This window comes from Kribbella sp. NPDC055071, from assembly GCF_053608045.1.
Map to the genome: position 1 here is coordinate 114,621 of NZ_JBSGUS010000005.1, position 26,398 is coordinate 141,018.

The following is a 26,398-nucleotide window of genomic DNA, read 5'->3' on the forward strand; positions in this document are numbered from 1 at the left end:
TGTAATACCCTGAAGGTATTATGGACGTCGATCTCCGCAAGCTCAGATACTTCGTCGCCGTCGCCGAGGAACTGCACTTCGGCCGGGCGGCGGAGCGACTGCACATCGCCCAGCCGGTGCTGTCGCGGCAGATCCGGGCGTTCGAGGACGAGCTCCGGGTCCAGCTCTTCGTCCGAAACAAGCGTGCCACCGAGCTGACCCCGGCCGGTCGTCAACTGCTCGACGACGCCGGCCCGCTGCTGGCCGCGGCCGAGGCCACTCGCCGCCGCGTTGCCCAGGTCGCCCGGGGTTCGAAGGCGTTCACCGTCGGCTTCATGCCGGGGCTCACCGTGACGCCGGCCGTACGGGCGTTCACGGCGACGCATCCCGAGGTCGAAGTGAAGCTGATCCGGACGACCTGGGACGACCAGGTCGATGTCCTGCACGACGGCCGCGTCGACGTCAGCATCGTGCGCCTACCGATCGATCAGGAGGGGCTGGCCGTTCGCCCACTGTTCGAGGAGCCCCGGGTCGCAATGCTCGCGTCGGATCACCGGCTGGCCGGCAAGCCGGTCATCGACATCGCCGATCTCGCCGACGAACACCTCCTGCAGGACCCGGACGCCGTCCCCGAATGGCGTGACATCGCGGTCGAGCTGCGGGCCGGCCACCCGAAGCCGCCGCCCGTGCTCCACAGCGTCGAGGAGAAACTCGAACACGTCGCAGCCGGCAGCGGTGTCTCGATCATTCCGTTGTCGGTGGCCACCTTCTACCACCGACCGGACGTCGTCGCCGTACCGCTGAACGATCTGGCCAGCAACAAGGTCTGCCTCGCCTGGATCGCCTCCCGCCGCTCCCGCCTCATCTACGACTTCGCCGACCTGGCAACCACAATCGAGTGGCTCCCACCACGCTGAAGTGCCACCATCGGAAAATGATCAAGACTGGGATGGCGGCGCTGCTGGTGCTGGCATTGGTCGGATGCTCAGGCGGTAGCCAAGCTCCGAGTACGTCGCCAGCGACCGCGACCTTCCCGGATCCGGCGACATCCCCGCTGGATCCAGCAAAGGCCAAGCCTCTGCAGGACGTACTCGCGAAGATTGTCGCGATGCCGGACATCGAGTCGGGTTCGCGGGGTGCGACCGCCACTGTGATCACCGACCAGTGGACCTGGTCCGGCGCGGCCGGCAAGGACGCCCGGGGTACGGCGTTGACGCCGGATACGAGCATGTCCGTTGCGAGCATCACCAAGACGTTCGTCGCCGCGGAGGTGCTGCTGCTGGCGAAGGCGAACAAGGTCGATCTCGATGCCCCGCTCTCGACGTACGTGCAGAACAAGCTGACCGCGAACAATGCGACCGTCCGGCAGCACCTGTCGATGACGTCCGGCGTACAGAACTACCTGCCCAACGACTACGCGCGGATGGACGTGGCGATCAAGGCCGCACCGGGCAAGCACTGGACCCCGGAGCAGGCGCTGTCCTATGCCACCGCGGCCGTCAGAGCGCCCGGAAGCCCTTACAGCTATAGCAATCCGAGTTATGTGCTCCTCGGCATGCTGATCGAGAAGGTGACCGGCCAGCCGTTCGCGGCCGTCATTCGCCACGACCTGGCGACGCCGGCCGGGCTGACCCACGCCGCGCTCCAGGATGCCGAGAAGCCTCAACCGCCGGTCGTGACCGATGCCAATCCGGGCTGCGGTGCACCCGATGGCTACCTCCCGTGCCGCTCGATCGCCAGTCTCTCGGCGGCGAACGCGGGACTCGCCGCCGATGCTCCGACGGTCGCCCGTTGGGGCTACCAGCTGTACGGCGGACGCGTCTTGCCGTCCGACCTGGTCGACCAGATGACCAAGGGTGACGGAGAGTACGGCCTGGGGACGATGCGCTTCTCGGAGCAGTTCGGCATCGGTACGGCGTTCGGACACCGTGGCGAGATGGCCGACCACATGAGCCTGCTCGTCGTCATTCCGTCCAAGCACCTCTCCGTCGCCCTCTTGCTTGCAGACGGCAACAAAAACGTCGACAGCGCGATGAGTCAACTGCTCACCGCAGTGCGTCCCCTGGTCAGTTGAGGCACTTCGGCGAATTGGTTTGGGCGTCGGCGACGTTCGCTACGCCGATGTATGGCGTGATGTCCTCGGTGGTCGGGCCGGTTCCGCTGACCCAGAGGCAGCCGCCGCTGCTGGTGCTGCCGTGCAGGTACGTCGCGTTCGGTGGGACGTCGACCTTCACGAATTGCTTGCCGTCGAACCGGACGACCAGCGGCGTGTCACCGCTCGGGTCGCCGCCGACCGCGTAGAGCGTGCCGTTGACGTCCGAGATGTCGTGCAACTGGTCGGTGTGGACCGGAGTGGGGACCTCGGTCCATTGCATGCCGTCGTAGTGCAGCGCCATCGGGATCCGCCACAGCTCGTCGTCGTGCTTCATGCCAACTGCCCAAATGTCCTTGGGACTGCGGACCAGCAACTGGGAGACCTCCAGAGCCCCGGCGGGCAGCTTCTCCTGGTGCCACGCCGCGCCGTCGAAGCGCTGCAGTCCACCGATGCCGGCGGCCAGCAGTTCCTTGCCGCCCAACGACTTGACGTCGTCGATCCACAGGCCGTCCTCGGCCGGCGGCAGGCTCTGCCAGGTGTGGCCGTCGTACCGGTGGATCACCGAGTTGTCCTCGGCAACCAGCAGATTGCCCTCACTGTCCTGCGAGAGCGCCGTGAATCCTTGCCAGGTGTCGTCCGTCGCCGGTGTGGACACCTCCTGCCAGGCGCGTCCGGTCCAATGCTGCAGGAACGGCCGCGGCGGTGCGTCGTCGCCCGCGTACTCGGTCGCTCCGGCGGACCAGACGTCGTTCCCGCCACGAATCAGGACGTCGTCGAGTCGCCCGTCAGGGAAGGCCGAGGTCGTCTGCTGCCAGGCCGATCCGGTCCAGCGCACCGCGGCCGGGTGGAAGGCGGTCGCTCCCTCCTTGCCGGTGGTGATCCTGATGCCGACCGCCCACTGCTCACCGGCGGCCTTCTCGGTCGTGTAGAAGACGCCGAGTGGTACACCGGTCGGCGTGTCTTGCCAAGCGATCGAGACCGGCGAGGTGGTCAGCGTTGCCGCCAGCAGACCGGCAGAAATCGTCGTCAGCACTGTGTCTCCGTTCAAGTTGGGGGATCACAGTGCTGACGCAGTCGGAGCGGCGTTCGATCACACGATTCGGTAGCGGATATGGGTCGCGGCCGGGGTGTCGATCACGCGGACGACCTCGAGCTCGATCTGCTGGGGGAGTACGTCGAACAGCCGGAGCCCGCGGCCGAACAGGACCGGGACCTGGTCGAGCTGTAATTGGTCCAGGACACCGGCCTCCAACGCCTTCTGGGCCGTGTAGGCGCCGTGGACCAGTACGTCGCGATCACCCGCGGCGGCCTTCGCCTCGGTGATCGCCGTCTCGATGTCGCTGACGAACTTCACGTTCGGGTACGGCGATTCGGCCGGCGGCTCGTGGGTCAGGACGAAGATCGGCACACCGTGGTGATCACCGCCGTAGAAGTCGACCTGCTCGGCGGTCCGCCGACCGACCACCACCGCGCCGGTCGCCTGGATCTCGTCCCACAGGACGGCCGCGGCACCCTCAGGTCGGCCGAACTCGCCGTCGCTGTTCTCGTACCACTTGTGCAACCGCATGAACCCGTCGCCGCCCGGATTCCCCGGCTGGTCGTTCGGACCCGCGACGAACCCGTCGACGGACATCGACATCAACAACACCGATGAAGACATGATCCTGCTCCTCGAACTCCGGCGAGTGCGGCCGATCCGCGCTCCTGCCAACGCGTCGAAGACACCCGCCCGATCTCGACATCATTCCGCGGCGAGTGCCTCCAGCACGCCCTCGCCGTACTTGGCCAGCTTGTTCTCGCCGATCCCGCTGATCGAGCCGAGCGCGGCCAGCGTGTCCGGCAGGTCGGTGGCGATCTCCCGCAGCGTCGCGTCGTGGAAGATCACGTACGCCGGAACGCCCTGCTCCTTGGCGACACCGGCGCGCCACGCCCGCAGCCGCTCGAAGACCGGCGCGGCCTCGGGGGAGAGGTCGGCGGCCGCCTTCTTCCCGCCGGACGAGCGCGATCCCGACTTCGACCGGGTCCGCTCGGGCTCGCGGCGCATCATCACCTCGCGGCGACGGCCGAGCACCTCGGCGCTCTCCTCGGTGAGCACGAGCGTGCCGTAATCACCTTCCACCGTGAGCAGTCGCAGCGCGAGCAACTGCCGGATCACACCGCGCCACTGTGTGTCGTTCAGCTCGGTCCCGATCCCGAACACGGTCAGCTCCTCGTGCCGGAACTGCTTGACCTTCTCCGTCTCCTTGCCGAGCAGGATGTCGACCAACTGCCCCGCGCCGAACTTCTGGTTCCGCTCGTGCTGCAGCCGGTACACGGTCGAGAGCAGCTTCTGTGCGGCGATCGTGCCGTCCCACGACTCCGGCGGCGTCAGGCAAGTGTCGCAGTTCCCGCAGGTGTCGCCGTGCTGACCGAAGTACGCGAGCAGCTGCGACCGGCGGCATTGCACGGTCTCGCACAACGCGAGCATCGAGTCGAGGTGCGCGCTCAGCCGGCGCCGATGCGCGAGGTCGCCCTCGGACGTGTCGATCATCTTCCGTTGCTGTACGACGTCCTGCAGCCCGTACGCCAGCCACGCCGTCGACGGCAGCCCGTCGCGGCCGGCCCGGCCCGTCTCCTGGTAATAGCCCTCCACCGACTTCGGCAGATCGAGATGGGCGACGAACCGTACGTCCGGCTTGTCGATGCCCATGCCGAACGCGATCGTCGCCACGACCACCAGCCCGTCCTCGCGCAGGAACCTGGACTGGTTCTTCGCGCGGGTCCGGCTGTCCAGGCCGGCGTGGTACGGCACGGCCTCGATCCCGTTCTGGGTCAGGAAGGCGGCGGTCTTCTCGACACTGTTGCGTGACAGGCAGTAGACGATGCCCGCGTCGCCCGCGTGCTCGGTCCGCAGCAGCTCGAGCAACTGCTTCTGCGGGTTGTCCTTCGCGACGATCCGGTACTGGATGTTCGGCCGGTCGAAGCTCGCGACGAAGTGCTTGGCGTCGGTCAGCTTGAGCCGGGTCGCGATCTCCTGGTGTGTCGCCTCGGTCGCCGTGGCGGTCAGCGCGATCCGTGGAACGTCGGGCCACCGCTCATGCAGCTCCGACAGCATCAGGTAGTCCGGCCGGAAGTCGTGGCCCCACTGCGAGACACAGTGCGCCTCGTCGATCGCGAACAGCGAGATCTTGCCCTGGTCGAGCAACCGCGTGGTCGCCTCGACCCGGAGCCGCTCGGGTGCGAGGTAGAGCAGGTCCAGCTCGCCGGACAGGAACGCCTGCTCGACCTCACGCCGCTGCTCGTAGTCCTGGGTGGAGTTGAGGAACCCGGCCCGGACGCCGAGAGCCGTCAGCGCATCGACCTGGTCCTGCATCAACGCGATCAGCGGCGAGATCACCACGCCGACCCCGGATCTGACCAGGGCCGGGATCTGGTAGCACAACGACTTCCCACCACCGGTCGGCATCAGCACCAGCGCGTCACCACCGGCCACGACCGTGTCGATGATCTCAGCCTGCTCGCCGCGGAAGGCGTCGTACCCGAAGACGCGCCGCAAAACCTCGGCAGCCTCAGAATCGGATGTGGAGTCGGTTGTCTCGCTCACCCCGCGAGTCTAGTGAGATCCCACCGACACTGCCGGGCACCAACGCCAACCTGTGGATAAATCGCCCGGACCTACGCGCCGCCGTAGGTGCCGACGCTCCAGATGTTGCCCTCCGGATCCCGGACCGAGAAGTCGCGCGAGCCGTAGTGCGTGTCCTGCAGACCGCGGAACACGACCGCGCCGGCGCCGATCGCGCGGCCGATCAGTGCGTCCGGATCGTTGTGGACCAGGTAGACCGCCTGCGTCCGGTCGGCCAGCGCCGAGAACTCGTCGGGCTGCGCCTTCGCATCCGTCGAGCTCACCATCACGCCACCACCCGCCGGCCACGACAGCTGAGCGTGCGCGATCGAGCCCTCGGCCGCACCGGGGTACGACGCCACGAGCTCGAAGCCGAGCCCTTCGGTCAGGAACTTGAGTGCAGCCTGCCCGTCGCGATAGACCAGCGTCGGCCAGACGCCAGTGACCTGCTTGTCCGTTTGCGTGTTCATACCCCCGACTCTGCGGGCCAGGACCGGCTCGTGTCTTGAAGGTTTGGGAGCTCCTCGGCGATCCATTGCCGGGGTGAGCAACCGGCGATTGCTTGCCACTCACGGGTCAGGTGCGCTTGATCGGCGTACCCGAAGGTGGCGGAGAGGTCGGCCAACCGGATGGTGGGCTGCTGTCGCAACCGCCCGACCGCCTGCTCGAACCGCAGCACGCGCGCTGCCACCTTGGGCGCAAGCCCGAACTCCGTGGTGAATCGATCGGTCAGGTGCCGCCGGCTCCACCCGACCTCGGCCGCAAGCTCTTGTACGGCGATGGCCCCGCCGGTGTCGCGTAGTCGGCGCCACGCCCAGCCCACCTCGGGCCGCACTTCGTGAGCGGAGGTGTCGGCCAGCCGCCGCAGGAACAGCGACTCGAGCAGATCGAACCTCTCGGTCCAGGTCGGGGTCTCACGCAACTGCTCGGTCAGCACCCGAGCGCGCCGACCCAGCAAGTCGTCGAGGCCGATGACCGTGGACGCCAGCTCACCCGGCGGCAGACCGAGCAGGACGCGTGCCGCGGCCGGGGTCAGGGAGACCTGCACACCGGCCCGGCTCGGCGTCTGGCCGACGTGCACCGCGGTCGCGTGCAATCCGCCGACGGCCGCGTCGAACGTCTCCAACGGACAGCCTGGCCATGCGATCCCGAGTGGGTCGTCCAGCGTGATGACGAGCGTCAGGTAGCGCGATGGCAGGCCGCGATGCAGGTCGGGCGCGTCACCGTGATACGCGTACCCGCTGAGGCCACCGACGTACGGCCGCAGTGCTGGATGCACTGGCCGCGTGTGGTGCTCCATCCCGCTCATCTGCCCAGATTAGATCCGGGTCCGGACAGTTAGCTCGGTCGTTGCACGATGACCATGCGAGCCAGGTCGGTCTTCGCCAGCCGGACCAGGGCGAAGCCCGCGGCTTCGGCTTCGGCGGTGAGCGCTTCGGCGGTTCGGCCGAAGGGGATCCCGCGGCCTTGGGCGACCAGTTTGCGCAGGGTGTAGGCGGGTCGGGCGGACTCGGCCGGTTCGGGCTCCATCTCCTGGAGGAAGAGCAGTCCGCCGGGTTTCAGCGACCGCAGAATCATCGCGAGCGTCGCCGCCCGGGTCGGCTCCGGGAAGAACGGCTGGGCCCAGAACGCGCCGCCGAAGGCGTCCGGCTCGTCGAAGTCGCGGGCGTCCATGCACCGGATGTCCACCCGGTCGGCCACGCCGAGCTCCTTCGCCCGGCGAAGCGTCTCGGCGGCCACGGCCGGGACCAACTCGATCGCGACCGTGCGCAGTTCCGGGAACATCGTTGCGAGGGTCAGCGACGCGCCCGCAACCCCGCAGCCGACGTCGAGGAATCGGTCGCGGCGGATCGCGTCCGTCAGCTCGGGCAGGCCCGGCAGGAAGCCGGTCTCGAACAAGGCCCGGGTGACCGGAGTCGCCTTGCCGCCGTTCGAACGGGCGATCACCAGGGCGTCGGGTTCGGTCAACGACAGCGGTCCCGGGTCGTCGGCCGCCGTACGGGCCAGCCCGATCGTCAGCTCGGCCTGGTCGAGCAGATCGTCGAGGCCGATGTACGAGTCGCCGGAGTTCAGCGCCGCGAACTCCGGCGTCAGCTGCGCGAGGCCGTCTTCGGACCGGACGACGCCGTACGCCGAGAGCACGTCGAGGATGTCGGTCACCCGCGTGGCCGGGAGGCCGGAGAATCCGGTCAGCGCGTCGAGGTCGCGGGGTTCGGCCAGGAACGTCGTCCAGCCGCGATCCCGCAGCGTGGTGATCAGGCCCAGGACCTGTGCGCCGGTGATCCAGCCGGACAAGGTCGCGCGGGCCGCGGAGGCCAGGGCGAATCGCTTCAACGGATCGGTGTCGTCAAGAGTGCTCACCGAGCCAGGATGCCTGGGACGAGGTTCTCCCCATCCGTCATCCGGGACCGGCGTTTCGGCATCTGGACCTGGAGTGGCACCATCGGATGCGTCGTTCTACTCGCGAGGAGATGTCGTCGTGCCTGATCTGAGGTCCCGCACTGTCACCCACGGCCGGAACATGGCCGGCGCCCGCGCGCTCATGCAGGCGTCCGGAGTCGCCCGGGAGGACTTCGGCAAACCGATCATCGCGGTGGCGAACAGCTTCACCGAGTTCGTGCCCGGTCACACCCACCTCGCGCCGGTCGGCCGGATCGTCTCCGCGGCGATCCACGCGGCCGGCGGGATCGCCCGCGAGTTCAACACGATCGCGGTCGACGACGGGATCGCGATGGGACACGGCGGCATGCTCTACAGCCTGCCGTCGCGGGACCTGATCGCGGACTCCGTCGAGTACATGGTCGAGGCGCACTGCGCGGACGCGCTGGTCTGCATCTCGAACTGCGACAAGATCACCCCGGGCATGCTGATGGCCGCGCTCCGGCTGAACATCCCGACCGTGTTCGTCTCCGGCGGGCCGATGGAGGCCGGGCGGGCGACGCTGGTCGACGGGACGGTCCGCAAGCTCGACCTGATCGACGCGATGTCCGAGGCGGTCAACGAGAACGTCTCCGACGCCGACATCCTGCGGATCGAGGAGAACGCCTGCCCGACCTGCGGGTCGTGTTCGGGCATGTTCACCGCGAACTCGATGAACTGCCTGACCGAGGCGATCGGGCTGTCGCTGCCGGGCAACGGTTCGGTGCTCGCGACGCACACCGCGCGGAAGGCGCTGTACGAGAAGGCAGGCGAGACCGTCGTACAGATCACCAAGCGGTACTACGACAACGACGACGCGACCGTGTTGCCGCGCAACATCGCGTCGCGGGAGGCGTTCGAGAACGCGATGGCCCTGGACATCGCCATGGGCGGCTCGACGAACACGATCCTGCACCTGCTCGCGGCCGCGCAGGAGGCCGAGGTCGGCTTCGACCTGGACGACATCAACGCGGTCTCGCGGCGGGTGCCGTGCCTGGCCAAGGTCGCGCCGAACGTCGCGCCGGGCGGGACGTACTACATGGAGGACGTGCACCGGGCCGGCGGTATCCCGGCGATCCTCGGCGAGCTGCACCGGGCCGGACTGCTGAACGAGAACATTCACACCGTGCACAGCGACTCGATCGACGAGTGGCTGAAGACCTGGGATCTGCGCGGCGGTTCGCCGTCGCCGGAGGCCGTCGAGCTGTGGCATGCGGCGCCGGGATGCAAGCGGTCGGCGACGGCGTTCTCGCAGTCGGAGCGGTGGGAGACGCTGGACGACGACGCGGCCGGTGGGTGCATCCGCTCGCTCGAGCACGCCTACTCCGTCGACGGCGGGCTCGCGGTGCTGAAGGGCAACCTGGCGGTGGACGGATGCGTTGTGAAGACGGCTGGGGTGGACGAGTCGATCTGGACGTTCCAGGGTCCTGCGGTGGTGTGTGAGTCGCAGGAGGAGGCCGTCGAGAAGATCCTCGCCAAGCAGGTCACGCCGGGCGACGTCGTGGTGATCCGGTACGAAGGCCCGAAGGGCGGACCGGGGATGCAGGAGATGCTCTACCCGACGTCGTTCCTGAAGGGCCGCGGGCTCGGCAAGGTCTGCGCTCTGGTCACCGACGGACGCTTCTCCGGCGGTACGTCGGGATTGTCCATCGGGCACGCCTCACCCGAGGCCGCCTCCGGTGGCACGATCGCGCTCGTCGAGGACGGCGACCAGATTCGCATCGACATCCCCGGCCGCTCGATCGAGCTCCTGGTCGACGACGACGTCCTGGAAGCGCGCCGGGCTGCACTTGGCGGGGTCTACGCCCCGAAGGCCCGCGAGCGCAAGGTCTCCCAGGCGCTCCGCGCGTACGCCGCGATGGCGACCAGCGCCGACAAGGGCGCAGTCCGAGACGTCACCAAACTCGGCTGAGTTGCTCAGATCTCCAGGTCGAACGCGAGGCTGATGGCTTCGGCGAGGGCTGGTTCCTGATCGGGGTGGAGGTAGCCGATCAGGCGGCCCAGCTGGAGCTTGGGGATGGTCTGGATGTTGTCGCACGAGATCGCGCTGGCGTGGTCGAGGCCGTTGTCGAGGCCGACCAGGACCTCGGTGGACAAGCCGCGGATCGTGCTGGTGATCGGCGCAACCGTGACGTTGGTGAGGCGCGGGCGGATGAGCTCTCTGGTCAGGACGACGACCGGGCGCGGCTTGTCCAGCCGGGCGATGTGGAGTGGACGCACCGGCTCAGTCGAGGTCGCTGAGCACGGTGCCGGCGGCCGAGGACGACAGACCCTCGAGGTCGGGGTAGTCGCCGTACTTGGTCAGGATGGCGAGGTCGCGGGCGGCGAATTCGCGCCGTCGTTCGCGCTCCATCGCCCGGGCGACCACGGACGCCCTGCTGGTTGCTTTGTCGGTTGCCACGAGTTGGTCCATGAAATCGACCAGCTCGTCCGGCAACCGCACGGTGATCTGCTTACTCATCCCGATACCATACCGCAGTGGGATTCATTTCGGTAGCGCTTGTCAGTTGGGGGACATGGCGGACCAGGTGATGAGGTCTGTGGCGGGGAGCGAGGGGAGGGCTTGGATGGCGGAGAGCTCGGCGTCGAGGAGGCCCACCAGGTGGGTCAGGCGGGCGGTGGTGTCGGTGGCTTCCAGGAGTTTTTGGCGGTCGGGGGTCAGTAGCGTCATCGCGGCCGACATCAGGTACGACAGCGTGCTCGGGTCGTCGGGGAGTTCGCCGATGTGGAGGCCGGGGCGGCTGATCTCGCTGACCGCGGCGGCGTAGCGGCGGAAGCGTTCGACCGCGATGGTTGCCGATCCCAACGGGTCGTCGCCGAGCTCCTCGTCGAGCCACTCCACGTCCGCGACCAGGTAGTCGCCACCGCCGTCCAGCTCGGCCACCTTGAACCGCCGGTTGCCGGTCAGCGTGATCTCGACCGGCCCGTCGTCGTCCGGATCCAGCGTGATCTCGGAGATGGTGGCCGCGCAGCCTGTCCCGTACAGCGACCGGAACACCCGCTCACCCAGCTCGTACCCGTCCCGTACGGCGAGTGCCCCGCAGACCAGCTCGCCACCGTTCTCGACCAGGTCGCGCACCACCGCACGCCCCTGGACATCGGTCACCGGAATGGGAAGCACCAGCCCAGGAAAGATCACCGTGTCGACAGTGAGCAGCGGCAGGCGGGAGTCCATGCTGTCGAGCGTAGTGGACAACCGCCCCGATCACGCCCGGTGATTGCATCAGCAGGTGGATAGCGCGCGAAGTCCGCGACCCCTCACCACTAGACTGAGCCCATGATTCGCCGCGTCGACCTGCGGGGCCGAGTGGCGGCCGGAGGAGTGGTTGACCTCCAAGCCGAAGTGAACGCCCTGGTCCCCCGAGCCGTGTTCGATGTCGAGAAGGCTCTCGACGTCGTCCGACCGATCTGCCTGGACGTCCGCCATCGCGGGCTCGCGGCGGTCAGGGAGTACGGCGAGAAGTTCGACCATGTGGCCGTCGAGGACATCCGGGTCCCGGCCGAGGCGTTGAAGACCGCGCTGGAGGAGCTCGACCCCGAGGTGCGTACAGCGGTCGAGGAGTCCATCCGGCGCGTCCGTGAGGTCAGCCAGGACGAGCTCACCGCCGACATCGAGTCTGAGCCTGCGCCGGGTGGCCGAGTCACCCAGCGGTTCGTCCCGGTCCAACGCGTGGGCCTCTACGTCCCCGGTGGACGTGCGCCACTCGCGTCCAGCGTCGTGATGAACGTCGTACCCGCACAGGTTGCCGGCGTACCTTCCCTTGCCGTTGCATCCCCGCCGCAGAAGGAGTTTGGTGGATTACCGCACCCGACGATTCTCGCGGTCTGCGCGCTGCTCGGGGTCGACGAGGTCTACGCGATGGGCGGCGCGCAGGCGATCGCCGGGTTCGCGTACGGCTTCGACGGCTGCCGCAAGGTCAACCTGATCACGGGTCCGGGCAATATCTACGTGGTCGCGGCCAAGCGCTTCGTCCAGTCGGAGGTCGGTATCGACTCCGAGGCCGGCCCGACCGAGATCGCGATCCTCGCCGACGACACCGCGAACCCACAGCACGTCGCCGCCGACCTGATCAGCCAGGCCGAGCACGACCCGATGGCAGCCGGCGTTCTGGTGACCCCGAGCGAGACGCTCGCCGCCGCGGTCGAGGCCGAGCTGGAGCTGCAGATCGTCACGACCTGGCACCAGGACCGCGTCACCGAGGCGCTCGGCGGCCGGCAGTCGGCCGTTGTCCTCGTGGACGACCTCGAGCACGGCACCGGCGTCGTCAACGCGTATGCCGCCGAGCACCTCGAGATCCAGACCGTCGACGCCGAGGAGCGAGCAGACCTGATCACCAACGCCGGCGCGATCTTCGTCGGCGGCTGGTCGCCGGTCTCCCTGGGCGATTACTGCGCGGGCTCCAACCACGTGCTCCCGACCGCCGGATGTGCCTGTCACTCGTCCGGCCTGTCCGTCCGCAGCTTCCTCAAGGCGATGCACGTCGTGAACTACTCGCGCGCCGCGCTGCAGGAGGTCGCCGACCACGTGGTCGCGCTCGCGCACGCCGAGGACCTGCCCGCCCACGGTGCCGCGGTGTCGATCCGTTTCTCCGGCCGCTCCCCGGGCGACAACTGATGGCCCGCTTCGACGGGCTGCCGATCCGCGAGGAGCTCAAGAGCTTCGAGCCGTACGGCGCTCCGCAGCTCGTCGTCCCGATCTTGCTCAACGTCAACGAGAACCCGTACCCCCCGAGCGAGGAGACGGTCGCGGACATCGCCGCGTCGGTCACCGAGGCGGCCCGCGGCCTGAACCGCTACCCGGACCGCGACTTCCTTGCCCTTCGCGCCGACCTCGCCGCCTACCTGGGCCGTGAGTCCGGCGCGCAGTTGTCGGCCGAGCAGGTCTGGGCGGCGAACGGCTCCAACGAGGTCATGCTGCATATCCTGCAGGCCTTCGGTGGTCCCGGACGGACGGCGCTCTCGTTCGCTCCGACCTACTCGATGTATCCGGAGTACGCGCGAGACACGAACACCGACTGGGTCACCGGCCGCCGTGCCGAGGACTTCACCCTCGACAAGAGCAAGGCCCTGGCCGCGATCTCCCGGCACCGCCCGACCGTCGTGCTGCTCGCCTCACCGAACAACCCGACCGGCACGGCCCTGCCGATCGACGTGGTCGAGGCGATCGCGGGCCGGACGGCGGCGATGGGTTCGGTCCTGGTCGTCGATGAGGCGTACGCCGAGTTCCGTCGGACCGGGACTCCGAGTGCGGTGACGTTGTTGCCGTCGTACCCGAATCTGGCGGTTGCGCGGACGATGTCGAAGGCGTTCGCGCTGGCCGGTGGGCGGGTCGGATACCTTGCCGCGAGCAAGCAGTTGGTGGACGCCCTGCGGATCGTCCGGCTGCCCTACCATCTGTCCGCGGTGACGCAGGCGGTCGCGCGGGCGGCGCTGCGGCACTCCGACGAGCTGCTCGGCCGGGTCGAGCAGTTGCGGGTCGAGCGCGACGAGACCGTGGACTACCTGCGTTCGTTGGGTTTGCGCGCCGTCGACTCCGATGCGAACTTCGTGCTGTTCGGCACGTTCGCCGATCGGCATGCGGTCTGGCAGTCGTTGCTGGACGACGGCGTACTGATCCGAGAGACCGGGCCGGACGGCTGGCTGCGGGTCTCGATCGGCACCGGCGAGGAGATGGCCGCCTTCCGCGCTTCACTCGAGCGCGTACTCAAGACACACAGCGGACGATTCACAGGGGAAGGCTGACATGACTCGGACAGCGCGGATCGACCGCGAGACGAGCGAGTCCAAGGTCCTGGTCGAGCTCGACCTGGACGGGACCGGTCGCGCCGATATCTCAACCGGCGTCGGGTTCTACGACCACATGCTCAACGCGCTGGCCAAGCACGCGCTGCTCGACCTGCACGTGAACACGGTCGGCGACCTCGAGATCGATGCGCACCACACGGTCGAGGACACGGCGATCGGCATCGGCCAGGCCCTGCGGGAAGCGTTGGGCGACAAGCGCGGCATCCGGCGCTTCGGCGACGCGACCGTGCCGCTCGACGAGGCGCTCGTGCACTGCACGGTCGACCTGTCCGGCCGGCCGTACTGCGTCCACACCGGCGAGCCGGACGGTCAGGTGTACGCGATCATCGGCGGCGACTACGCGGGTTCGCTGACCCAGCACGTCTTCGAGACGCTCGCGTTCAACGCCGCGATCTGCATCCACGTCCGGGTGCTGTCCGGTCGCGACCCGCACCACATCGTCGAGGCACAGTTCAAGGCGTTCGCCCGGGCGCTGCGGGCCGCCGCCGAGCTCGATCCGCGCCAGCCGGGCATCCCGTCGACCAAGGGCGCCCTGTGAGGACCGCACTGTGAGGACTGCACTATGACCGCTAAGAAGGTGGTCCTGCTCGACTATGGCTCGGGCAACATCCGGTCGGGGGAGCGGGCGCTGCAACGCGTCGGCGCCGACGTCACCGTCACGTCCGACTTCGACGAGTCCCTGACCGCGGACGGTCTCCTGGTTCCCGGCGTGGGCGCGTTCGAGGCCGTCATGACCGGCCTTCGCAAGGTCCGAGGCGACGTACTCATCGATCGTCGACTGGCCGGCCACCGCCCGGTGCTCGGTATCTGCGTCGGCATGCAGGTCTTGTTTGCCCGCGGCATCGAACACGGCGTCGAGACCGACGGCTGCGACCAATGGCCGGGCACGGTCGAGCGCCTGCAGCCCCGAGCCGATGAGCCGGTCCCACACATGGGCTGGAACACCGTCGACGTCCCCAGCGGGACCGGCCTGTTCGACGGCATCGAGAAGGAACGTTTCTACTTCGTCCACTCGTACGGCGTTCGCACCTGGCACCTCACCGACACCCGCGACTCGGTGGCCCCGCTCGTCACCTGGACGACGTACGGCGGCGACCGCTTCGTGGCCGCGGTCGAGAACGGACCCCTCACCGCCACCCAGTTCCACCCAGAAAAGTCCAGCGACGCCGGCGCCACCCTGCTGGAGAACTGGGTCCGCTCACTCTGACGGACCGACGTACACCCACTCGCCGTTCTCGCGGGTGAAATGGCTGTTCTCGTGTTGGTTGCCGCCGGCGTAGCTGGCGCGGAACTCGACGGTTCCCTCGGTGTGGAAGGGAGTTCCGTTGCTGGTAGCAAGGATCTCGAGGCCCGTCCAGCGGATGTCGTCGCTCAGGCGGAGTTGCGGTGGGCGGGTCGTCGAGTGCCAGGTGCGGAGCAGGTACGACTCGTCCCGGACCACGAAGGCGGAGTAGCGCGAGCGCATCAGTTGCTCGGCGGTGGCGGCCGTCGTACGGCCCTGATGCAGGCTGCCGCAGCACTCGTCGTACGTCGGGCCCAGACCGCACGGGCAGCGTGCCGCCATCAGACGTCGCCGGGGAACGCGACCGGTGCGCCACCCCAGGAGATCTGGGCGGCTGAGGCAGCCAGCAGCTTTTCGATGCCGACGGCCCGGATCGGTGCGTCCTCGGCCGCCTCGACCAGATCGCCGTACACCGCCGCGATCCGACGCTCGATCACGAGGATGAGTGAGGTGGCCGTGGCGGCGGTCGTGACCGGTTGGGGCAGGTCGTACGCCGGTTCCGCCGCGACCGGGGTCTCACCGGCGGCGACGACGAGGGCGCTCAGCTGGTCCCGGTTGCGGCGGTGCTGGTTGTACGTGTCGGTGGCGGCCTCGAAACGGTCGCCGGTGAGCTTGCCGCCGGCCACGCCCACGCCGTACATGGCTGCGTGTTCGCCGGCGAGCGCGGCCTGCAGGGCCTCGAGCTGAGTCATCAGCGGCTCCCCTTCTTCGGGGCGAGCGTCATCCCGAGCTGCGTCTCGGCGGCCGCGATCATCGCCAGCAGGCGGGCAGGCTCGCCGGACACCTTGCCGGCCGCGGCCGTGTGAGCGATCGCCGCCGCCTTCTCCTGCGCGGCCAGGCCGGCGAGCGCGGCGACCGCCGTGGCCGGGACGGCCGACGCCTTGCCCGCCGCCGCGGTGACGCCTTGGGTCTCCTTGAGCTTGGCCAGATGGGCCGCGTGATACTTTGCGCCGGCCGCGAGCTGAGCGCGCAGCGCGGGGTACCGCCGGCTCACTCCGGCGTACGCGGTGGAGAGCGCGGTCACCTGGGTCGCCGCCGTACTGAGGGCCGCAACGATCGCGGGGTCGACCGTCGGCGTCGCCTCCTTGGCCGGCTGCCCCGACGAGGTCCGATTGACGGCGCCCGGCGTCGTACTGGCCGCCTGATCGTCCTTGCACCCGGCCAGCGCGACCGCGCCGGGAACCAGGGCGGCGGTCACGATGACGGCGCGTCGGGTGATGGCCTGTCGGGTGATGGCGCGGCGTTGGTCAGGCACGGCGGAACGATACCTGGTGACGGGTCGGTGACCGGTCTGGGACGAGCCGGTGACGCGGACACTACGACCGGCCGGATATGGTGGGCTACTGCCCTCGGCCGGACCGCCGTGGGTGGAACGGGTGCACAACTGGAGAGAGAGGCAGGTCTACCTGTGAGCCGAAGGACTGACCACACGGACACCACGAGCCTCGAGAACTTTCTGCGGCCGATCGTCGAGCAGTTCGGCTGCGACCTGGAGGCCGTCGACCTCGCGCCGGCCGGCCGCCGCCGGTTGCTGCGCGTGCTGGTCGACCGCGACGGCGGCATCAGCCTCGACGACGTCGCCGACGTCACCAGGGCCATCTCCAAGGGACTGGACGCGGACGACGTGATGGGCGACGGCGCCTACACGCTGGAGGTCTCCAGCCCGGGCGTCGACCGGCCACTCACCCTGCCCCGGCACTGGCGCCGCAACACCAAGCGCCTGGTCGCGGTCACGCTCAACGACGGTGACAAGGTCACCGGCCGGATCAAGGCGGCCTCCGAGGAGGCAGCCGAACTGGACGTCGACGGTACGACGCGCACGGTCGCGTACGCCGACGTGGCCAAGGCCAAGGTCCAGATCGAATTCAACCGGGCTGCCGGCAACGACGACGAAGAAACACCTGCCGACGGCACGGTGGAGGAGAACTGACATGGACATCGACATGGCCGTCCTGCGGTCACTGGAGCGGGAGAAAGACATCTCCACGGAGGTCGTCGCCGAGGCGATCGAGGCGGCCCTGCTGGTCGCGTACCACCGGACCGAGGGAGCCCAGCAGCACGCCCGCGTCGAGCTGGACCGCAAGACCGGACACGTCACCGTGCTCGCCCGCGAGCTCGGCGAGGACGGCGAGGTGGCCCGCGAGTACGACGACACCCCGGCCGACTTCGGCCGGATCGCGGCAACCACGGCCAAGCAGATCATCCTGCAGCGGCTGCGCGACGCCGAGGACGAGGTCCGGTACGGCGAGTTCTCCGGCAAGGAGGGCGACATCGTCTCCGGCGTGGTCCAGCAGGGCCGCGACCCGCGGTCGGTGATGGTCGACCTCGGCAAGATCGAGGCGGTGCTGCCGGCGCCGGAGCAGGTGCCGGGGGAGAAGTACGAGCACGGCTCCCGCCTGCGGGTGTACGTCGTCGGCGTCCGCAAGGGATTCAAGGGCCCGCAGATCACGGTCAGCCGGACCCACCCGAACCTGGTCAAGAAGCTGTTCGCGCTGGAGGTCCCGGAGATCGCCGACGGAACGGTCGAGATCACCGCGATCGCGCGGGAGGCCGGTCACCGGACCAAGATCGCGGTCCGGACGCTGAACCCGTCGGTGAACGGGAAGGGCGCCTGCATCGGGCCGATGGGCCAGCGGGTGCGCAACATCATGCACGAGCTGCACGGCGAGAAGATCGACATCATCGACCACAGCGACGATCCGGCCACCTTCGTCGGGAATGCGCTGTCCCCGGCGCAGGTTACGTCTGTCGAGGTAGTCGACGCGGCCGCTCGCGCGGCGCGGGTCGTCGTACCCGACTATCAGCTCTCGCTCGCGATCGGTAAGGAAGGGCAAAATGCCCGCCTCGCCGCCCGGCTCACCGGCTGGCGAATCGACATCCGGCCGGATACGGATGTGACGCCTGAGCCGGAGAAGGTAGACTGACCTCTCGGTCGGCCGGCTGAGTCGCAACCACACCCCGAGGAACATGTGACAAAGACTGCAGACGCGCGCCCTGAGAAGGTTCGGGAGCGTACCTGCATCGGGTGTCGGAAGCGGTCCAGTCCGGAAGATCTGCTGCGGATGACGGTGTCCGGAGGACTTGTTGTGCCGGACCCCGATCGTCGGGCGCCCGGCCGCGGGGCGCATCTGCACCCGGTGGCCGAGTGTTTCGATCTCGCCGTGCGGCGCAAGGCGTTCCCGCGGGCCTTCAAGGTCCCGGGTCCGCTCGACGTGACCGGGCTGCAGGAGTACCTCGCGCAGCGTGATAGGCAAAGTAGTGCACCAGGCAGTCACCCGACTGCCCGCGACACCAGTCGCGACGACATGAAGGCGGGTCATCGACTCATGACCACTCGATGAGTGTCTACCGATGAGTGCAATGCGATGAGCATGTACGTCAACTAAAGGTCCTTGCCCAGGCTCGGACCAGAGGGAGAGTAGTGGCAAAGGTCCGGGTCTACGAGCTCGCGAAGGAGCTCGGAGTTACCAGCAAGGTCGTTCTGACCAGATTGAACGACATGGGCGAGTTCGTCCGGTCGGCATCCTCGACCATCGAGGCACCTGTCGTCCGGCGGTTGGCGGAGGAGTTCGAGAAGAACCCGCCGAAGAAGCGTGCGGCCAAGAAGGCCGCCGCGAGTACGTCTGCCGCGCCGCAGGCGACCGCACCGGTCGCGCCTGCCGAGGCGGCTCCGACAGCACCACCGAAGGCTGCTCCTAAGGCTCCGGCCGAGCGGCCCGCTGCGGCATCCCCGGCTCCGGTCGAGGCGCCCGCGGCGAAGGCCGAGGCGCCGGCTGCGGCCGTCCAGGTCGAGGCACCGGTGACCGAGAAGGCGGAGTCCGCTCCGGCTCCGGTCAAGGCAGTCCCCAGCCCCGGCGTGAAGCCGGGTCCGCGACCGGGCCCGAAGCCCGCGCCGCGACAGGAGACCGCTGCGGCTGAGACCGCTTCCACCGAGACCGCTCCGGCGGCCAAGGTCGAGGCTCCGGCCGCTCCGGCGTTCGAGGCACCGGCAGCCAAGGCTGCGCCGGCTGCTCCGGCCCAGAGTGCGGCACCGGCCCAGCCGGCCGCGCGGGCCCCGCAGCGTTCCGGTTCCGAGCCCTCGGCCCGGCCTGGTCCGCGTCCGGGTGGTTCGGGTTCGAGCCCGCGTCCGGGTGGTTCCAGCTCCGCGCCGCGTCCGGGTGGCGCTCCGCGTCCCGGTGGGGCACCCCGTCCGGGTGGCGCGCCGCGTTCGGGTGGTCAAGGTGGCGGCCCGCGTCCGGGTGCGCCGCGTCCGGGCAACAACCCGTTCAGCTCGACCCAAGGCATGCAGACCCGCGGTGGCGCTCGCCCCGGTCCGGGTGGACAGGGCGAGCGCTCCGGCCAGGGCGCGAGCCCGGCCGGGATGTCGCCGCGTCCGCCGCAGTCCCGTGGTGACAGCCGCGACAACCGTGACAACCGCGGTGGCAGCGACCGGCCGCGTCCGGGCGGCGTGCCCGGCGCGCCGCGTCCCAACCCGGCGATGATGCCGAAGTCCTCGGCCGGCACGTTCACCGGTCGTCCGTCCGGTCCCGGTGGTGGCGGTCCTGGTGGCGGCGGCGGTGGCCGTGGTCGCCCCAGCGGCGGTCCCGGCGGCGGCGGTGCGGGTGCCGGCGCTCGCCCGGGTGGCGGCGGTGGCGGTGGCGGCTTCCGCCCAGGCGGCGGTGGCGGCCCGAGCGGCCCTCCCGGTGGCGGCGGTGGTCGTCCGGGTCCGGGCAACCGCGGTCGTGGCGGAACACAGGGTGCCTTCGGGCGTCCGGGTGGTCCGGCGCGTCGTGGTCGCAAGTCGAAGCGGGCCAAGCGCCAGGAATTCGACAACATGCAGGCCCCGGCGGTCGGCGGCGTTCGCGTCAAGCACGGTGACGGCGAGATCGTTCGCCTCGCCCGTGGCGCGTCGCTGACGGACTTCGCCGAGAAGGTCGGCGTCGATCCGGCGTCGCTGGTGCAGGTGCTGTTCCACCTCGGTGAGATGGTGACCGCGACCCAGTCGGTCAACGAGGAGACGCTGCAACTGCTCGCCACCGAGCTGAACTACGACGTGCAGATCGTGTCCCCGGAGGACGAGGACCGCGAGCTGCTGCAGTCGTTCGACATCGACTTCGGTTCCGACGAGGGCGACGAGAGCGATCTGGTCAAGCGGCCGCCGGTGGTGACCGTGATGGGTCACGTCGACCACGGTAAGACCAAGCTGCTGGACGCGATCCGGATGGCGAACGTCGTTGCCAAGGAAGCCGGCGGGATCACCCAGCACATCGGTGCGTACCAGGTCACGACCGAGGTCGACGGCGAGCAGCGGGCCATCACCTTCGTCGACACCCCGGGTCACGAGGCGTTCACCGCCATGCGTGCCCGTGGTGCGCAGGCCACCGACATCGTCATCCTGGTGGTCGCGGCCGACGACGGCGTGATGCCGCAGACGATCGAGGCACTGAACCACGCCCGGGCGGCGAACGTCCCGATCGTGGTCGCGGTGAACAAGATCGACGTACCCAGCGCGGATCCGGCCAAGGTGCGCGGTCAGCTGACCGAGTACGGCCTGGTTCCCGAGGAGTACGGCGGCGACACGATGTTCGTCGACGTGTCGGCGAAGTCCCGGATCAACATCGACGGGCTGCTCGAGGGCGTCGTACTGACCGCGGACGCGGCACTCGACCTGCGGGCCAACCCGAACATGCACGCCGAGGGCATCGCGATCGAGGCCAACCTCGACAAGGGCCGTGGTCCGGTGGCGACCGTGCTGGTTCAGCGCGGCACGCTGCGGGTCGGCGACTCGATGGTGGCGGGACCGGCGTACGGCCGGGTCCGGGCCATGCTCGACGAGCACGGTGACCCGGTCGAGGAGGCGACGCCGTCGCGGCCGGTGCTGGTGCTCGGTCTGACCGCCGTACCAGGTGCCGGTGACAAGTTCCTGGTCGTCGACGACGACCGCAGGGCACGGCAGATCGCCGAGAAGCGGGAAGCCCGCGCTCGTGCGGCCGCCAACGCCAAGCGTCGCGCCCGTCGTACCCTCGAGGACTTCATGGCCTCGATGGAGAAGGGCGAGGCTCAGGAGCTGCTGCTGATCCTCAAGGGCGACGTGTCCGGTTCGGTCGAGGCGTTGGAAGACGCCCTGGTCCGGATCGAGGTCGGCGACGAGGTCAACCTGCGCGTCATCGACCGCGGCGTCGGTGCGATCAACGAGAACGACGTCAACCTGGCCATCGCGTCGAACGCCGTCATCATCGGCTTCAACGTGCGGCCGGCGGGCAAGGCCGGTGACCTGGCCGAGCGCGAGGGCGTGGATGTCCGGTACTACTCGGTCATCTACTCGGCGATCGACGACATCGAGGCGGCCCTGAAGGGCATGCTGAAGCCGATCTACGAGGAGTTCACGCTGGGCCAGGCGGAGATCCGCGAGATCTTCCGCTCCTCGAAGGTGGGCAACATCGCCGGTTGCTGGGTGACCAGCGGCCTGCTGAAGCGCAACGCGAAGGTCCGGCTGATCCGGGACGGTGCGGTCGTCGTCGACAACACCGAGCTGTCGTCGCTGAAGAGGTTCAAGGACGACGCGTCCGAGGTCCGCGAGGGCTTCGAGTGTGGTCTGACCATCAACGGCTACAACGACATCAAGATCGGTGACGTCGTCGAGGCCTTCGAGCTTCGCGAGAAGCCGCGCAACTGATCCGCTGACGGTGACCGTCGGGTCGCCGGAGTAACGTCCGGAGAGGCACTGTCCTCTCCGGACGTTACTTGTGAATGAGGGAGTGAGCCCTGATGGGTGAAGCAAGGGCGAAGCAGTTGGCCGACCGGATCCAGGTGCTCGTCGCCGAGCTGCTCGAGCGCCGGGTCAAGGACCCGCGGCTGGGCTTCGTCACGGTGACGGACGCCAAGCTGACCGGCGATCTGCGCGAGGCCAGCGTGTTCTACACCGTGTACGGCGACGAGCAGGCGCGCGCCTCGACCGCGGCCGCACTCGAATCGGCCCGCGGCCTGATCCGCAGCGAGGTCGGCAAGTCCCTCGGCCTGCGGCACGCGCCGAGCGTCGCGTTCTTCCTGGACGCGGTGCCGGAGACGGCCGGACAGATCGAGGAGCTGCTGGCCAAGGCCCGCGAGGCCGACGCCGAGGTGGCCAAGTCCGCCGCCGGTGCCAAGCCGGCCGGCGAAGCGGATCCGTACAAGCGCAAGGACGACGACGAGGAAGACCAGGACTGAGTGGCTGACTTCACCCCGGCGTCGGACGGGATCGTCGTCGTCGACAAGCCGGGCGGGATGACGTCGCACACTGTCGTCGCCCGCATCCGGCGGCTCGCCGGCACCCGCAAGGTCGGCCACGCCGGGACACTCGACCCGATGGCGACGGGCGTCCTGGTCGTCGGCCTCAATCGGGCCACTCGGTTGCTGGGTCATCTCCAGTTGGCGGACAAGTCGTACGACGCGACCATTCGGCTCGGCTCGACCACGACGACGGACGACGCCGAGGGTTCGGTGCTGACGACGGCCTCCGTCGACGGGGTGAGCGCTGACGCGATCGCTGCTGCGGTCGTCGGGTTCCGCGGGGAGATCTCGCAGGTTCCGTCCAAGGTCTCGGCGATCAAGGTCGACGGGCGACGGGCGTACGAACGCGTCCGGGCCGGGGAAGAGGTCGCGCTCAAGGCTCGTACGGTGACGGTGTCGCGCTACGACATCCTCGACGTACGCCCGTCTGCGTCGTGGATCGATGTGGACATCTCGGTCGACTGCTCGAGTGGCACCTACATCCGCGCCCTGGCCCGCGACCTCGGCGCCGAGCTGGGTGTCGGCGGTCACCTGACCGCACTTCGCCGTACGCGCGTCGGCACCTTCGACCTGGGTGCGGCCCACTCGCTCGAGGCCCTGGCCGAGTCCTTCGATTGGCTCCCCATTGCCGACGTCGCCGCCGACACCTTCCCCCGCTACGACGCCGACCCCGACCAAGCCGCCGCCATCCGCACCGGCCGCCCCCTCCCAGGCCTCAACCTGGATCCCGGCCAAACCGCGATGTTCGACCCCACCGGCACCTTCCTAGCCCTCTACGAACCCCACGGCCCCCTGGCCAAACCCACCGCCGTCTTCGTGAGCTAGCTTCTCTTCCCCTCGCCTCCGGCACGCGGACTGCGGCCACGATCCGTTGGTGTTGGGTGAGCGACCGCCAGGCCATCACAATCTGCCGGGCGGGTGGGGTTCAGGCGGGGAGCATGTGCTCGGTGGCGATTGTGATGGCCTGGGGATCGCCCTGACGTCAGTCACTGGGCAATCGGTGTGCCGTTTGTCGGTCGGGGGTTCTACCTTCGGGGGATGAGATATGGGTTTGTGATGGCGGCTGGGGATGCGCGGGCGGCTAGTGAGTTGGCTGCTTTGGCTGAGGAGTGTGGGTGGGATGGGTTCTTTGTGTGGGAGTCCATTTGGGGGATCGACGCCTGGGTGATGTTGGGGGCGGCGGCGATGACGACCGAGCGGATTCGGCTGGGGACGATGTTGACGCCGTTGCCGCGGCGGAAGCCTTGGGATGTGGCGGGGCAGACGTCGACGGTGGACAACCTGAGCAACGGGCGGGTGATTCTGGCCGTTGGGCTTGGGGTGGCGGGGGAGGACCGGTTCTGGTTGTTCGAGGACGATCCTGGGCGGAAGGTGCGGGCCGAGCTCATGGACGAGTCGCTGGAGATGCTGCAGTACTTGTGGCGGGATGAGTCGTTCGAGTTCGCCGGCAAGCACTACCGGTCCAAGAAGATCGGCGAACTGGCGCCGCCCGCACCGCCGCCACCTGTGCAGCAGCCGCGGATCCCGACGTGGGTGGTCGGTGGGTGGCCGCGGCCCAAGTCGATGCGCCGGGCAGCTCTCCAGGACGGCTGGCTGCCGAACTACGCCCCGGTCGACGGGCAGGCCGGTGAGATCACGCCGGAGCGCCTGGCCGAGGGCGTCGCCTGGATCCGCGCTGAGCGTGAGGCGCACGGCCTGACCATGGACGGGTACGACGTCGTCGCCGAAGGCACCACCAGCGCCGATGACACCAAGGCCGCCGACACCGTCCGCCCGTGGGCCGAAGCCGGCGCGACCTGGTGGATCGACGCCGACTGGTCGGCATCAGACCCAGCCGAAGCCCGAGCCACCGCCGAACGCCGCCTCAAAGCCGGCCCACCTCGTATCAGCTGAGGTGTTCGAACGGGCGGTCCGAGCCGCCGCCATCACCGTCTTTGCCTACGGGACCGTCGTCCATGCCTACGACTTCCTCACCCGGGGCATCGACGCGTACGCCGACTTCCCCGGCTGGTTGGCCGGGTTCTACACCGTGTTGATCGGACTGGACGCGACCAGTGCGCTACTGATCTGGGCTCGTCGGCGGGTGGGGCTCGCGTTGGGGAGCGCGGTCCTGATCGCTGACGCCCTGGCCAACGGGTACGCGATCTACGTGCTGGACTTCGATTCCGGGTTGGCCCGATTCGGCCAGGCCGTGGTGACGGCGTTAGCAGTCGGGCTGGTGCTGGCCAGCCACCGACTGTGGCGCACGTACCGGTAACTGTCAGCACGCACGCATGAAGCCGCGTCGCAAACGCATCACGGCAGCCGCTGCGATCTGCGGGCTACCGCCCGCAGGCCGAGTACTCCGGGGAATCGCGGTTGGCGGTTTAGGTGTGGTGCTGGCCTCCTGAACATGGCTGGTCCACTGAGCCATTCGCCCCGGGTTGATGGTTATGCCGATCCCCGATAAAGTCATCTGTGACATCTGAGTCATCTATGACTATTATGATCAGGTGGCAGCCATGAAGACCTTCGAGACCGCCAAGATTCCCGCTGAGCAGTTGGATGCACTCGAACACTTCGCCGAGTCCGAGGTCGGCCCTGAGCTTCGTGCTGTCCTGCTGAGTCTGAGCCGTTGTGCTCGTGAAGCCGACGAGTTGATCGTCAGCGGTGATTCCGGCGCGCTAACGCCGAATCAGGCCGCCGAGCGTCTCGGAATGAGCCGTACGCACCTCTACAAGCTCCTGGATCGCGGCGAGATCGCATTCCACCGCGTCGGCCGTGACCGTCGTATCCGCCCGCGCGACCTGCTCGCATTCGAGGCGCAGCGCGACCACGATCGCCGCGAACTCGCCGAGCGGTTCGCGCATCAGCGTGAGACAGCTGTCGCGGCGACAGACGAGATCGCCGACCTCTTGTAACGGATTGTGCTGATGCGCGCACCCTTAGGCAGAATTGGTGCGTGCACAGCCGCCGCGCCCGACCTACCCTTCGCGTACTCACCGAAGACCTGACAAGTGACTGGACGTCGCCATATCCCCAACGGAATCTCGCCAGAGGTGCGTACCAGGAGCTCCATCCCCTGAGCGAACTGCCCCACCCGATCATCACCAAGGCAGCCGAGTCGTTCGGCGCTGACCCGCGTGACGACAACTGCGTCGGGCCAATCTCCAGTTCGACTCAGATGCGCCTTCTGGAGATCAAGAACTCGCAGTGGCGGGGCGGCGTCTGGGAGGACGCTGCTCTTGGAGTGTGCTGGCTGTTGGTGGGCGGCCTCGCCAAGGGCGGTCACGAGGATCGCGACGACTTCTATCAGCGAATCAAGCGAGAGAACGACTCGGGGAGTTCGAGCCGCTGGCTGCCGTCGGACGAGGATCGGCGGCTCCTCAAGCATGAAACCGCATCGAGGCTTCGGACAGAATGGGAGCTTCGGGTTCAACGGCAGGTCTTCGATGCCCTACGCGTCGTACACGCAGGTGGGAGCCATCGAATCGAGGTGGTCCATCCAGTTCCTACGAAGGGAACGCTCGCAGTGGCAGACCTCTCCGTCACCCCAGTACGCGACGATGGATACCAGGCTGACGAAATCGACCTCAAGATTATTCCTTTCCCGGGGTATGCGGGAAGCAGCCTCCTGTGGCAGCTCACAGTGAGGGTCCTCATCAGCATCAGTCCACCAGAGCAAAGCTGGGACCGCTTCAAGGACACCTACTCGAACATCGGCGACCCGGGGGCCTGGACCGGACGGATCGCCGAGCTCAAGAACATCGTCGAGACGAATGACCTGGCAGTGTCCAAACCAGGAACAACCAGCCACTACACGCATCGCGCGCACCTCGCCGGCAGCACAATCCACGGCCACGCCGTCCGGGGACTCTGTGGTGTGTACTTCGTGCCCACACAGGATCACGAGGCAATCCCGCAGTGCGAGATCTGCACAACGCGACTCTCGGAGTTGCCCGACTAGCGACTCGCGTACGACGCCGACGCG

29 protein-coding genes are annotated in these 26,398 nt (G+C 68.5%); 17 read left to right on the top strand and 12 right to left on the bottom strand.

The window, feature by feature from the left end; all coding sequences use genetic code 11:
• Window positions 1–20: 20 nt before the first annotated feature.
• Both ACWF4Z_RS10875 and ACWF4Z_RS10880 read left to right on the top strand, forming a co-directional pair.
• Window positions 21–896, top strand: a complete 876-nt coding sequence (locus tag ACWF4Z_RS10875; protein ID WP_452242780.1) for a LysR family transcriptional regulator — start codon at window positions 21–23, stop codon at window positions 894–896.
• Window positions 897–913: 17 nt separating this feature from the next.
• Entirely contained in the window at window positions 914–2,053 is a 1,140-nt protein-coding gene (locus tag ACWF4Z_RS10880) for a serine hydrolase domain-containing protein (protein WP_452242781.1), read from the top strand.
• Here the strand turns inward: ACWF4Z_RS10880 and ACWF4Z_RS10885 are convergent.
• The 6 genes from ACWF4Z_RS10885 to ACWF4Z_RS10910 all read right to left on the bottom strand — a co-directional run bounded on the left by ACWF4Z_RS10885 (window position 2,046) and on the right by ACWF4Z_RS10910 (window position 8,036).
• Complete coding sequence (locus ACWF4Z_RS10885) at window positions 2,046–3,107, bottom strand: hypothetical protein (protein ID WP_452242782.1); 1,062 nt, start codon at window positions 3,105–3,107, stop codon at window positions 2,046–2,048. The two genes, ACWF4Z_RS10880 and ACWF4Z_RS10885, sit on opposite strands and share 8 nt — an antisense overlap.
• A 57-nt stretch (window positions 3,108–3,164) precedes the next feature.
• Complete coding sequence (locus tag ACWF4Z_RS10890; RefSeq protein ID WP_452242783.1) at window positions 3,165–3,734, bottom strand: dihydrofolate reductase family protein; 570 nt, start codon at window positions 3,732–3,734, stop codon at window positions 3,165–3,167.
• Window positions 3,735–3,815: 81 nt separating this feature from the next.
• Window positions 3,816–5,657, bottom strand: a complete 1,842-nt coding sequence (gene recQ / locus ACWF4Z_RS10895; RefSeq protein ID WP_452242784.1) for a DNA helicase RecQ — start codon at window positions 5,655–5,657, stop codon at window positions 3,816–3,818.
• 71 nt (window positions 5,658–5,728) lie between these two features.
• On the bottom strand, window positions 5,729–6,145 hold the full coding sequence (locus ACWF4Z_RS10900; protein ID WP_452242785.1) for a VOC family protein: 417 nt from the start codon (window positions 6,143–6,145) through the stop codon (window positions 5,729–5,731).
• A complete protein-coding gene (locus ACWF4Z_RS10905; RefSeq protein WP_452242786.1) occupies window positions 6,142–6,984 on the bottom strand; it encodes a helix-turn-helix domain-containing protein in 843 nt (280 codons plus the stop codon). The genes ACWF4Z_RS10900 and ACWF4Z_RS10905 overlap by 4 nt, the downstream gene beginning before the upstream one ends.
• Before the next feature lie 29 nt (window positions 6,985–7,013).
• Window positions 7,014–8,036: an SAM-dependent methyltransferase gene (locus ACWF4Z_RS10910; protein WP_452242787.1), complete on the bottom strand. Its 1,023-nt coding sequence runs from the start codon at window positions 8,034–8,036 to the stop codon at window positions 7,014–7,016.
• A gap of 118 nt (window positions 8,037–8,154) precedes the next feature.
• Here ACWF4Z_RS10910 and ilvD point away from each other — a divergent pair, with 118 nt between their 5' ends.
• Entirely contained in the window at window positions 8,155–10,005 is a 1,851-nt protein-coding gene (gene ilvD / locus ACWF4Z_RS10915; protein ID WP_452242788.1) for a dihydroxy-acid dehydratase, read from the top strand.
• A gap of 5 nt (window positions 10,006–10,010) precedes the next feature.
• Here the strand turns inward: ilvD and ACWF4Z_RS10920 are convergent, their stop codons facing one another.
• The 3 genes from ACWF4Z_RS10920 to ACWF4Z_RS10930 are packed head-to-tail and all read right to left on the bottom strand — an operon-like array spanning window position 10,011 to window position 11,268.
• Window positions 10,011–10,313, bottom strand: coding sequence for a type II toxin-antitoxin system PemK/MazF family toxin (locus ACWF4Z_RS10920; RefSeq protein WP_452242789.1), 303 nt, complete (start codon window positions 10,311–10,313; stop codon window positions 10,011–10,013).
• A gap of 4 nt (window positions 10,314–10,317) precedes the next feature.
• Entirely contained in the window at window positions 10,318–10,554 is a 237-nt protein-coding gene (locus ACWF4Z_RS10925) for a ribbon-helix-helix domain-containing protein (RefSeq protein ID WP_452242790.1), read from the bottom strand.
• Window positions 10,555–10,596: 42 nt separating this feature from the next.
• The gene (locus ACWF4Z_RS10930) at window positions 10,597–11,268 is read right to left on the bottom strand and encodes an LON peptidase substrate-binding domain-containing protein (protein ID WP_452242791.1); all 672 of its coding nucleotides are present in this window, start codon (window positions 11,266–11,268) and stop codon (window positions 10,597–10,599) included.
• Window positions 11,269–11,370: 102 nt separating this feature from the next.
• Here ACWF4Z_RS10930 and hisD point away from each other — a divergent pair, with 102 nt between their 5' ends.
• The 4 genes from hisD to hisH are packed head-to-tail and all read left to right on the top strand — an operon-like array spanning window position 11,371 to window position 15,105.
• Window positions 11,371–12,708, top strand: coding sequence for a histidinol dehydrogenase (hisD, locus tag ACWF4Z_RS10935; RefSeq protein WP_452242792.1), 1,338 nt, complete (start codon window positions 11,371–11,373; stop codon window positions 12,706–12,708).
• A complete protein-coding gene (locus ACWF4Z_RS10940; RefSeq protein WP_452242793.1) occupies window positions 12,708–13,835 on the top strand; it encodes a histidinol-phosphate transaminase in 1,128 nt (375 codons plus the stop codon). Before hisD ends, ACWF4Z_RS10940 begins: the two co-directional genes overlap by 1 nt.
• A 1-nt stretch (window position 13,836) precedes the next feature.
• On the top strand, window positions 13,837–14,436 hold the full coding sequence (gene hisB, locus ACWF4Z_RS10945; protein WP_452242794.1) for an imidazoleglycerol-phosphate dehydratase HisB: 600 nt from the start codon (window positions 13,837–13,839) through the stop codon (window positions 14,434–14,436).
• 24 nt (window positions 14,437–14,460) lie between these two features.
• Window positions 14,461–15,105 (top strand): imidazole glycerol phosphate synthase subunit HisH, encoded by a 645-nt coding sequence (gene hisH, locus ACWF4Z_RS10950; RefSeq protein WP_452242795.1) that lies wholly within the window; start codon window positions 14,461–14,463, stop codon window positions 15,103–15,105.
• Here the strand turns inward: hisH and ACWF4Z_RS10955 are convergent.
• From ACWF4Z_RS10955 to ACWF4Z_RS10965, 3 genes are read right to left on the bottom strand one after another with little or no spacing between them, the layout of a single operon-like run.
• On the bottom strand, window positions 15,097–15,462 hold the full coding sequence (locus tag ACWF4Z_RS10955; protein ID WP_452242796.1) for a YchJ family protein: 366 nt from the start codon (window positions 15,460–15,462) through the stop codon (window positions 15,097–15,099). The genes hisH and ACWF4Z_RS10955 overlap by 9 nt on opposite strands.
• Window positions 15,462–15,872, bottom strand: coding sequence for a ferritin-like domain-containing protein (locus ACWF4Z_RS10960; RefSeq protein WP_452242797.1), 411 nt, complete (start codon window positions 15,870–15,872; stop codon window positions 15,462–15,464). Before ACWF4Z_RS10960 ends, ACWF4Z_RS10955 begins: the two co-directional genes overlap by 1 nt.
• The gene (locus tag ACWF4Z_RS10965; protein ID WP_452242798.1) at window positions 15,872–16,435 is read right to left on the bottom strand and encodes a cell division protein FtsK; all 564 of its coding nucleotides are present in this window, start codon (window positions 16,433–16,435) and stop codon (window positions 15,872–15,874) included. The genes ACWF4Z_RS10960 and ACWF4Z_RS10965 overlap by 1 nt, the downstream gene beginning before the upstream one ends.
• Window positions 16,436–16,588: 153 nt before the next feature.
• Here ACWF4Z_RS10965 and rimP point away from each other — a divergent pair, with 153 nt between their 5' ends.
• The 10 genes from rimP (at window position 16,589) to ACWF4Z_RS11015 (ending at window position 26,374) form a co-directional block, all read left to right on the top strand.
• Window positions 16,589–17,110, top strand: a complete 522-nt coding sequence (rimP, locus tag ACWF4Z_RS10970; protein ID WP_452242799.1) for a ribosome maturation factor RimP — start codon at window positions 16,589–16,591, stop codon at window positions 17,108–17,110.
• Window position 17,111: 1 nt separating this feature from the next.
• Window positions 17,112–18,104 (top strand): transcription termination factor NusA, encoded by a 993-nt coding sequence (gene nusA / locus ACWF4Z_RS10975; protein WP_452242800.1) that lies wholly within the window; start codon window positions 17,112–17,114, stop codon window positions 18,102–18,104.
• 45 nt (window positions 18,105–18,149) lie between these two features.
• Window positions 18,150–18,521 (top strand): YlxR family protein, encoded by a 372-nt coding sequence (locus ACWF4Z_RS10980; RefSeq protein ID WP_452242801.1) that lies wholly within the window; start codon window positions 18,150–18,152, stop codon window positions 18,519–18,521.
• 80 nt (window positions 18,522–18,601) lie between these two features.
• Window positions 18,602–21,835: a translation initiation factor IF-2 gene (infB, locus tag ACWF4Z_RS10985; protein WP_452242802.1), complete on the top strand. Its 3,234-nt coding sequence runs from the start codon at window positions 18,602–18,604 to the stop codon at window positions 21,833–21,835.
• 92 nt (window positions 21,836–21,927) lie between these two features.
• Window positions 21,928–22,365 (top strand): 30S ribosome-binding factor RbfA, encoded by a 438-nt coding sequence (rbfA, locus tag ACWF4Z_RS10990; RefSeq protein ID WP_452242803.1) that lies wholly within the window; start codon window positions 21,928–21,930, stop codon window positions 22,363–22,365.
• A complete protein-coding gene (gene truB, locus ACWF4Z_RS10995; RefSeq protein ID WP_452242804.1) occupies window positions 22,366–23,253 on the top strand; it encodes a tRNA pseudouridine(55) synthase TruB in 888 nt (295 codons plus the stop codon).
• A gap of 213 nt (window positions 23,254–23,466) precedes the next feature.
• Complete coding sequence (locus ACWF4Z_RS11000; RefSeq protein WP_452242805.1) at window positions 23,467–24,321, top strand: LLM class flavin-dependent oxidoreductase; 855 nt, start codon at window positions 23,467–23,469, stop codon at window positions 24,319–24,321.
• Window position 24,322: 1 nt separating this feature from the next.
• A complete protein-coding gene (locus ACWF4Z_RS11005) occupies window positions 24,323–24,685 on the top strand; it encodes a hypothetical protein (protein ID WP_452242806.1) in 363 nt (120 codons plus the stop codon).
• Between the two features lie 244 nt (window positions 24,686–24,929).
• Window positions 24,930–25,328: a helix-turn-helix domain-containing protein gene (locus ACWF4Z_RS11010; RefSeq protein WP_452242807.1), complete on the top strand. Its 399-nt coding sequence runs from the start codon at window positions 24,930–24,932 to the stop codon at window positions 25,326–25,328.
• Between the two features lie 263 nt (window positions 25,329–25,591).
• On the top strand, window positions 25,592–26,374 hold the full coding sequence (locus ACWF4Z_RS11015) for a DUF3039 domain-containing protein (RefSeq protein WP_452242808.1): 783 nt from the start codon (window positions 25,592–25,594) through the stop codon (window positions 26,372–26,374).
• Window positions 26,375–26,398: the final 24 nt, after the last annotated feature.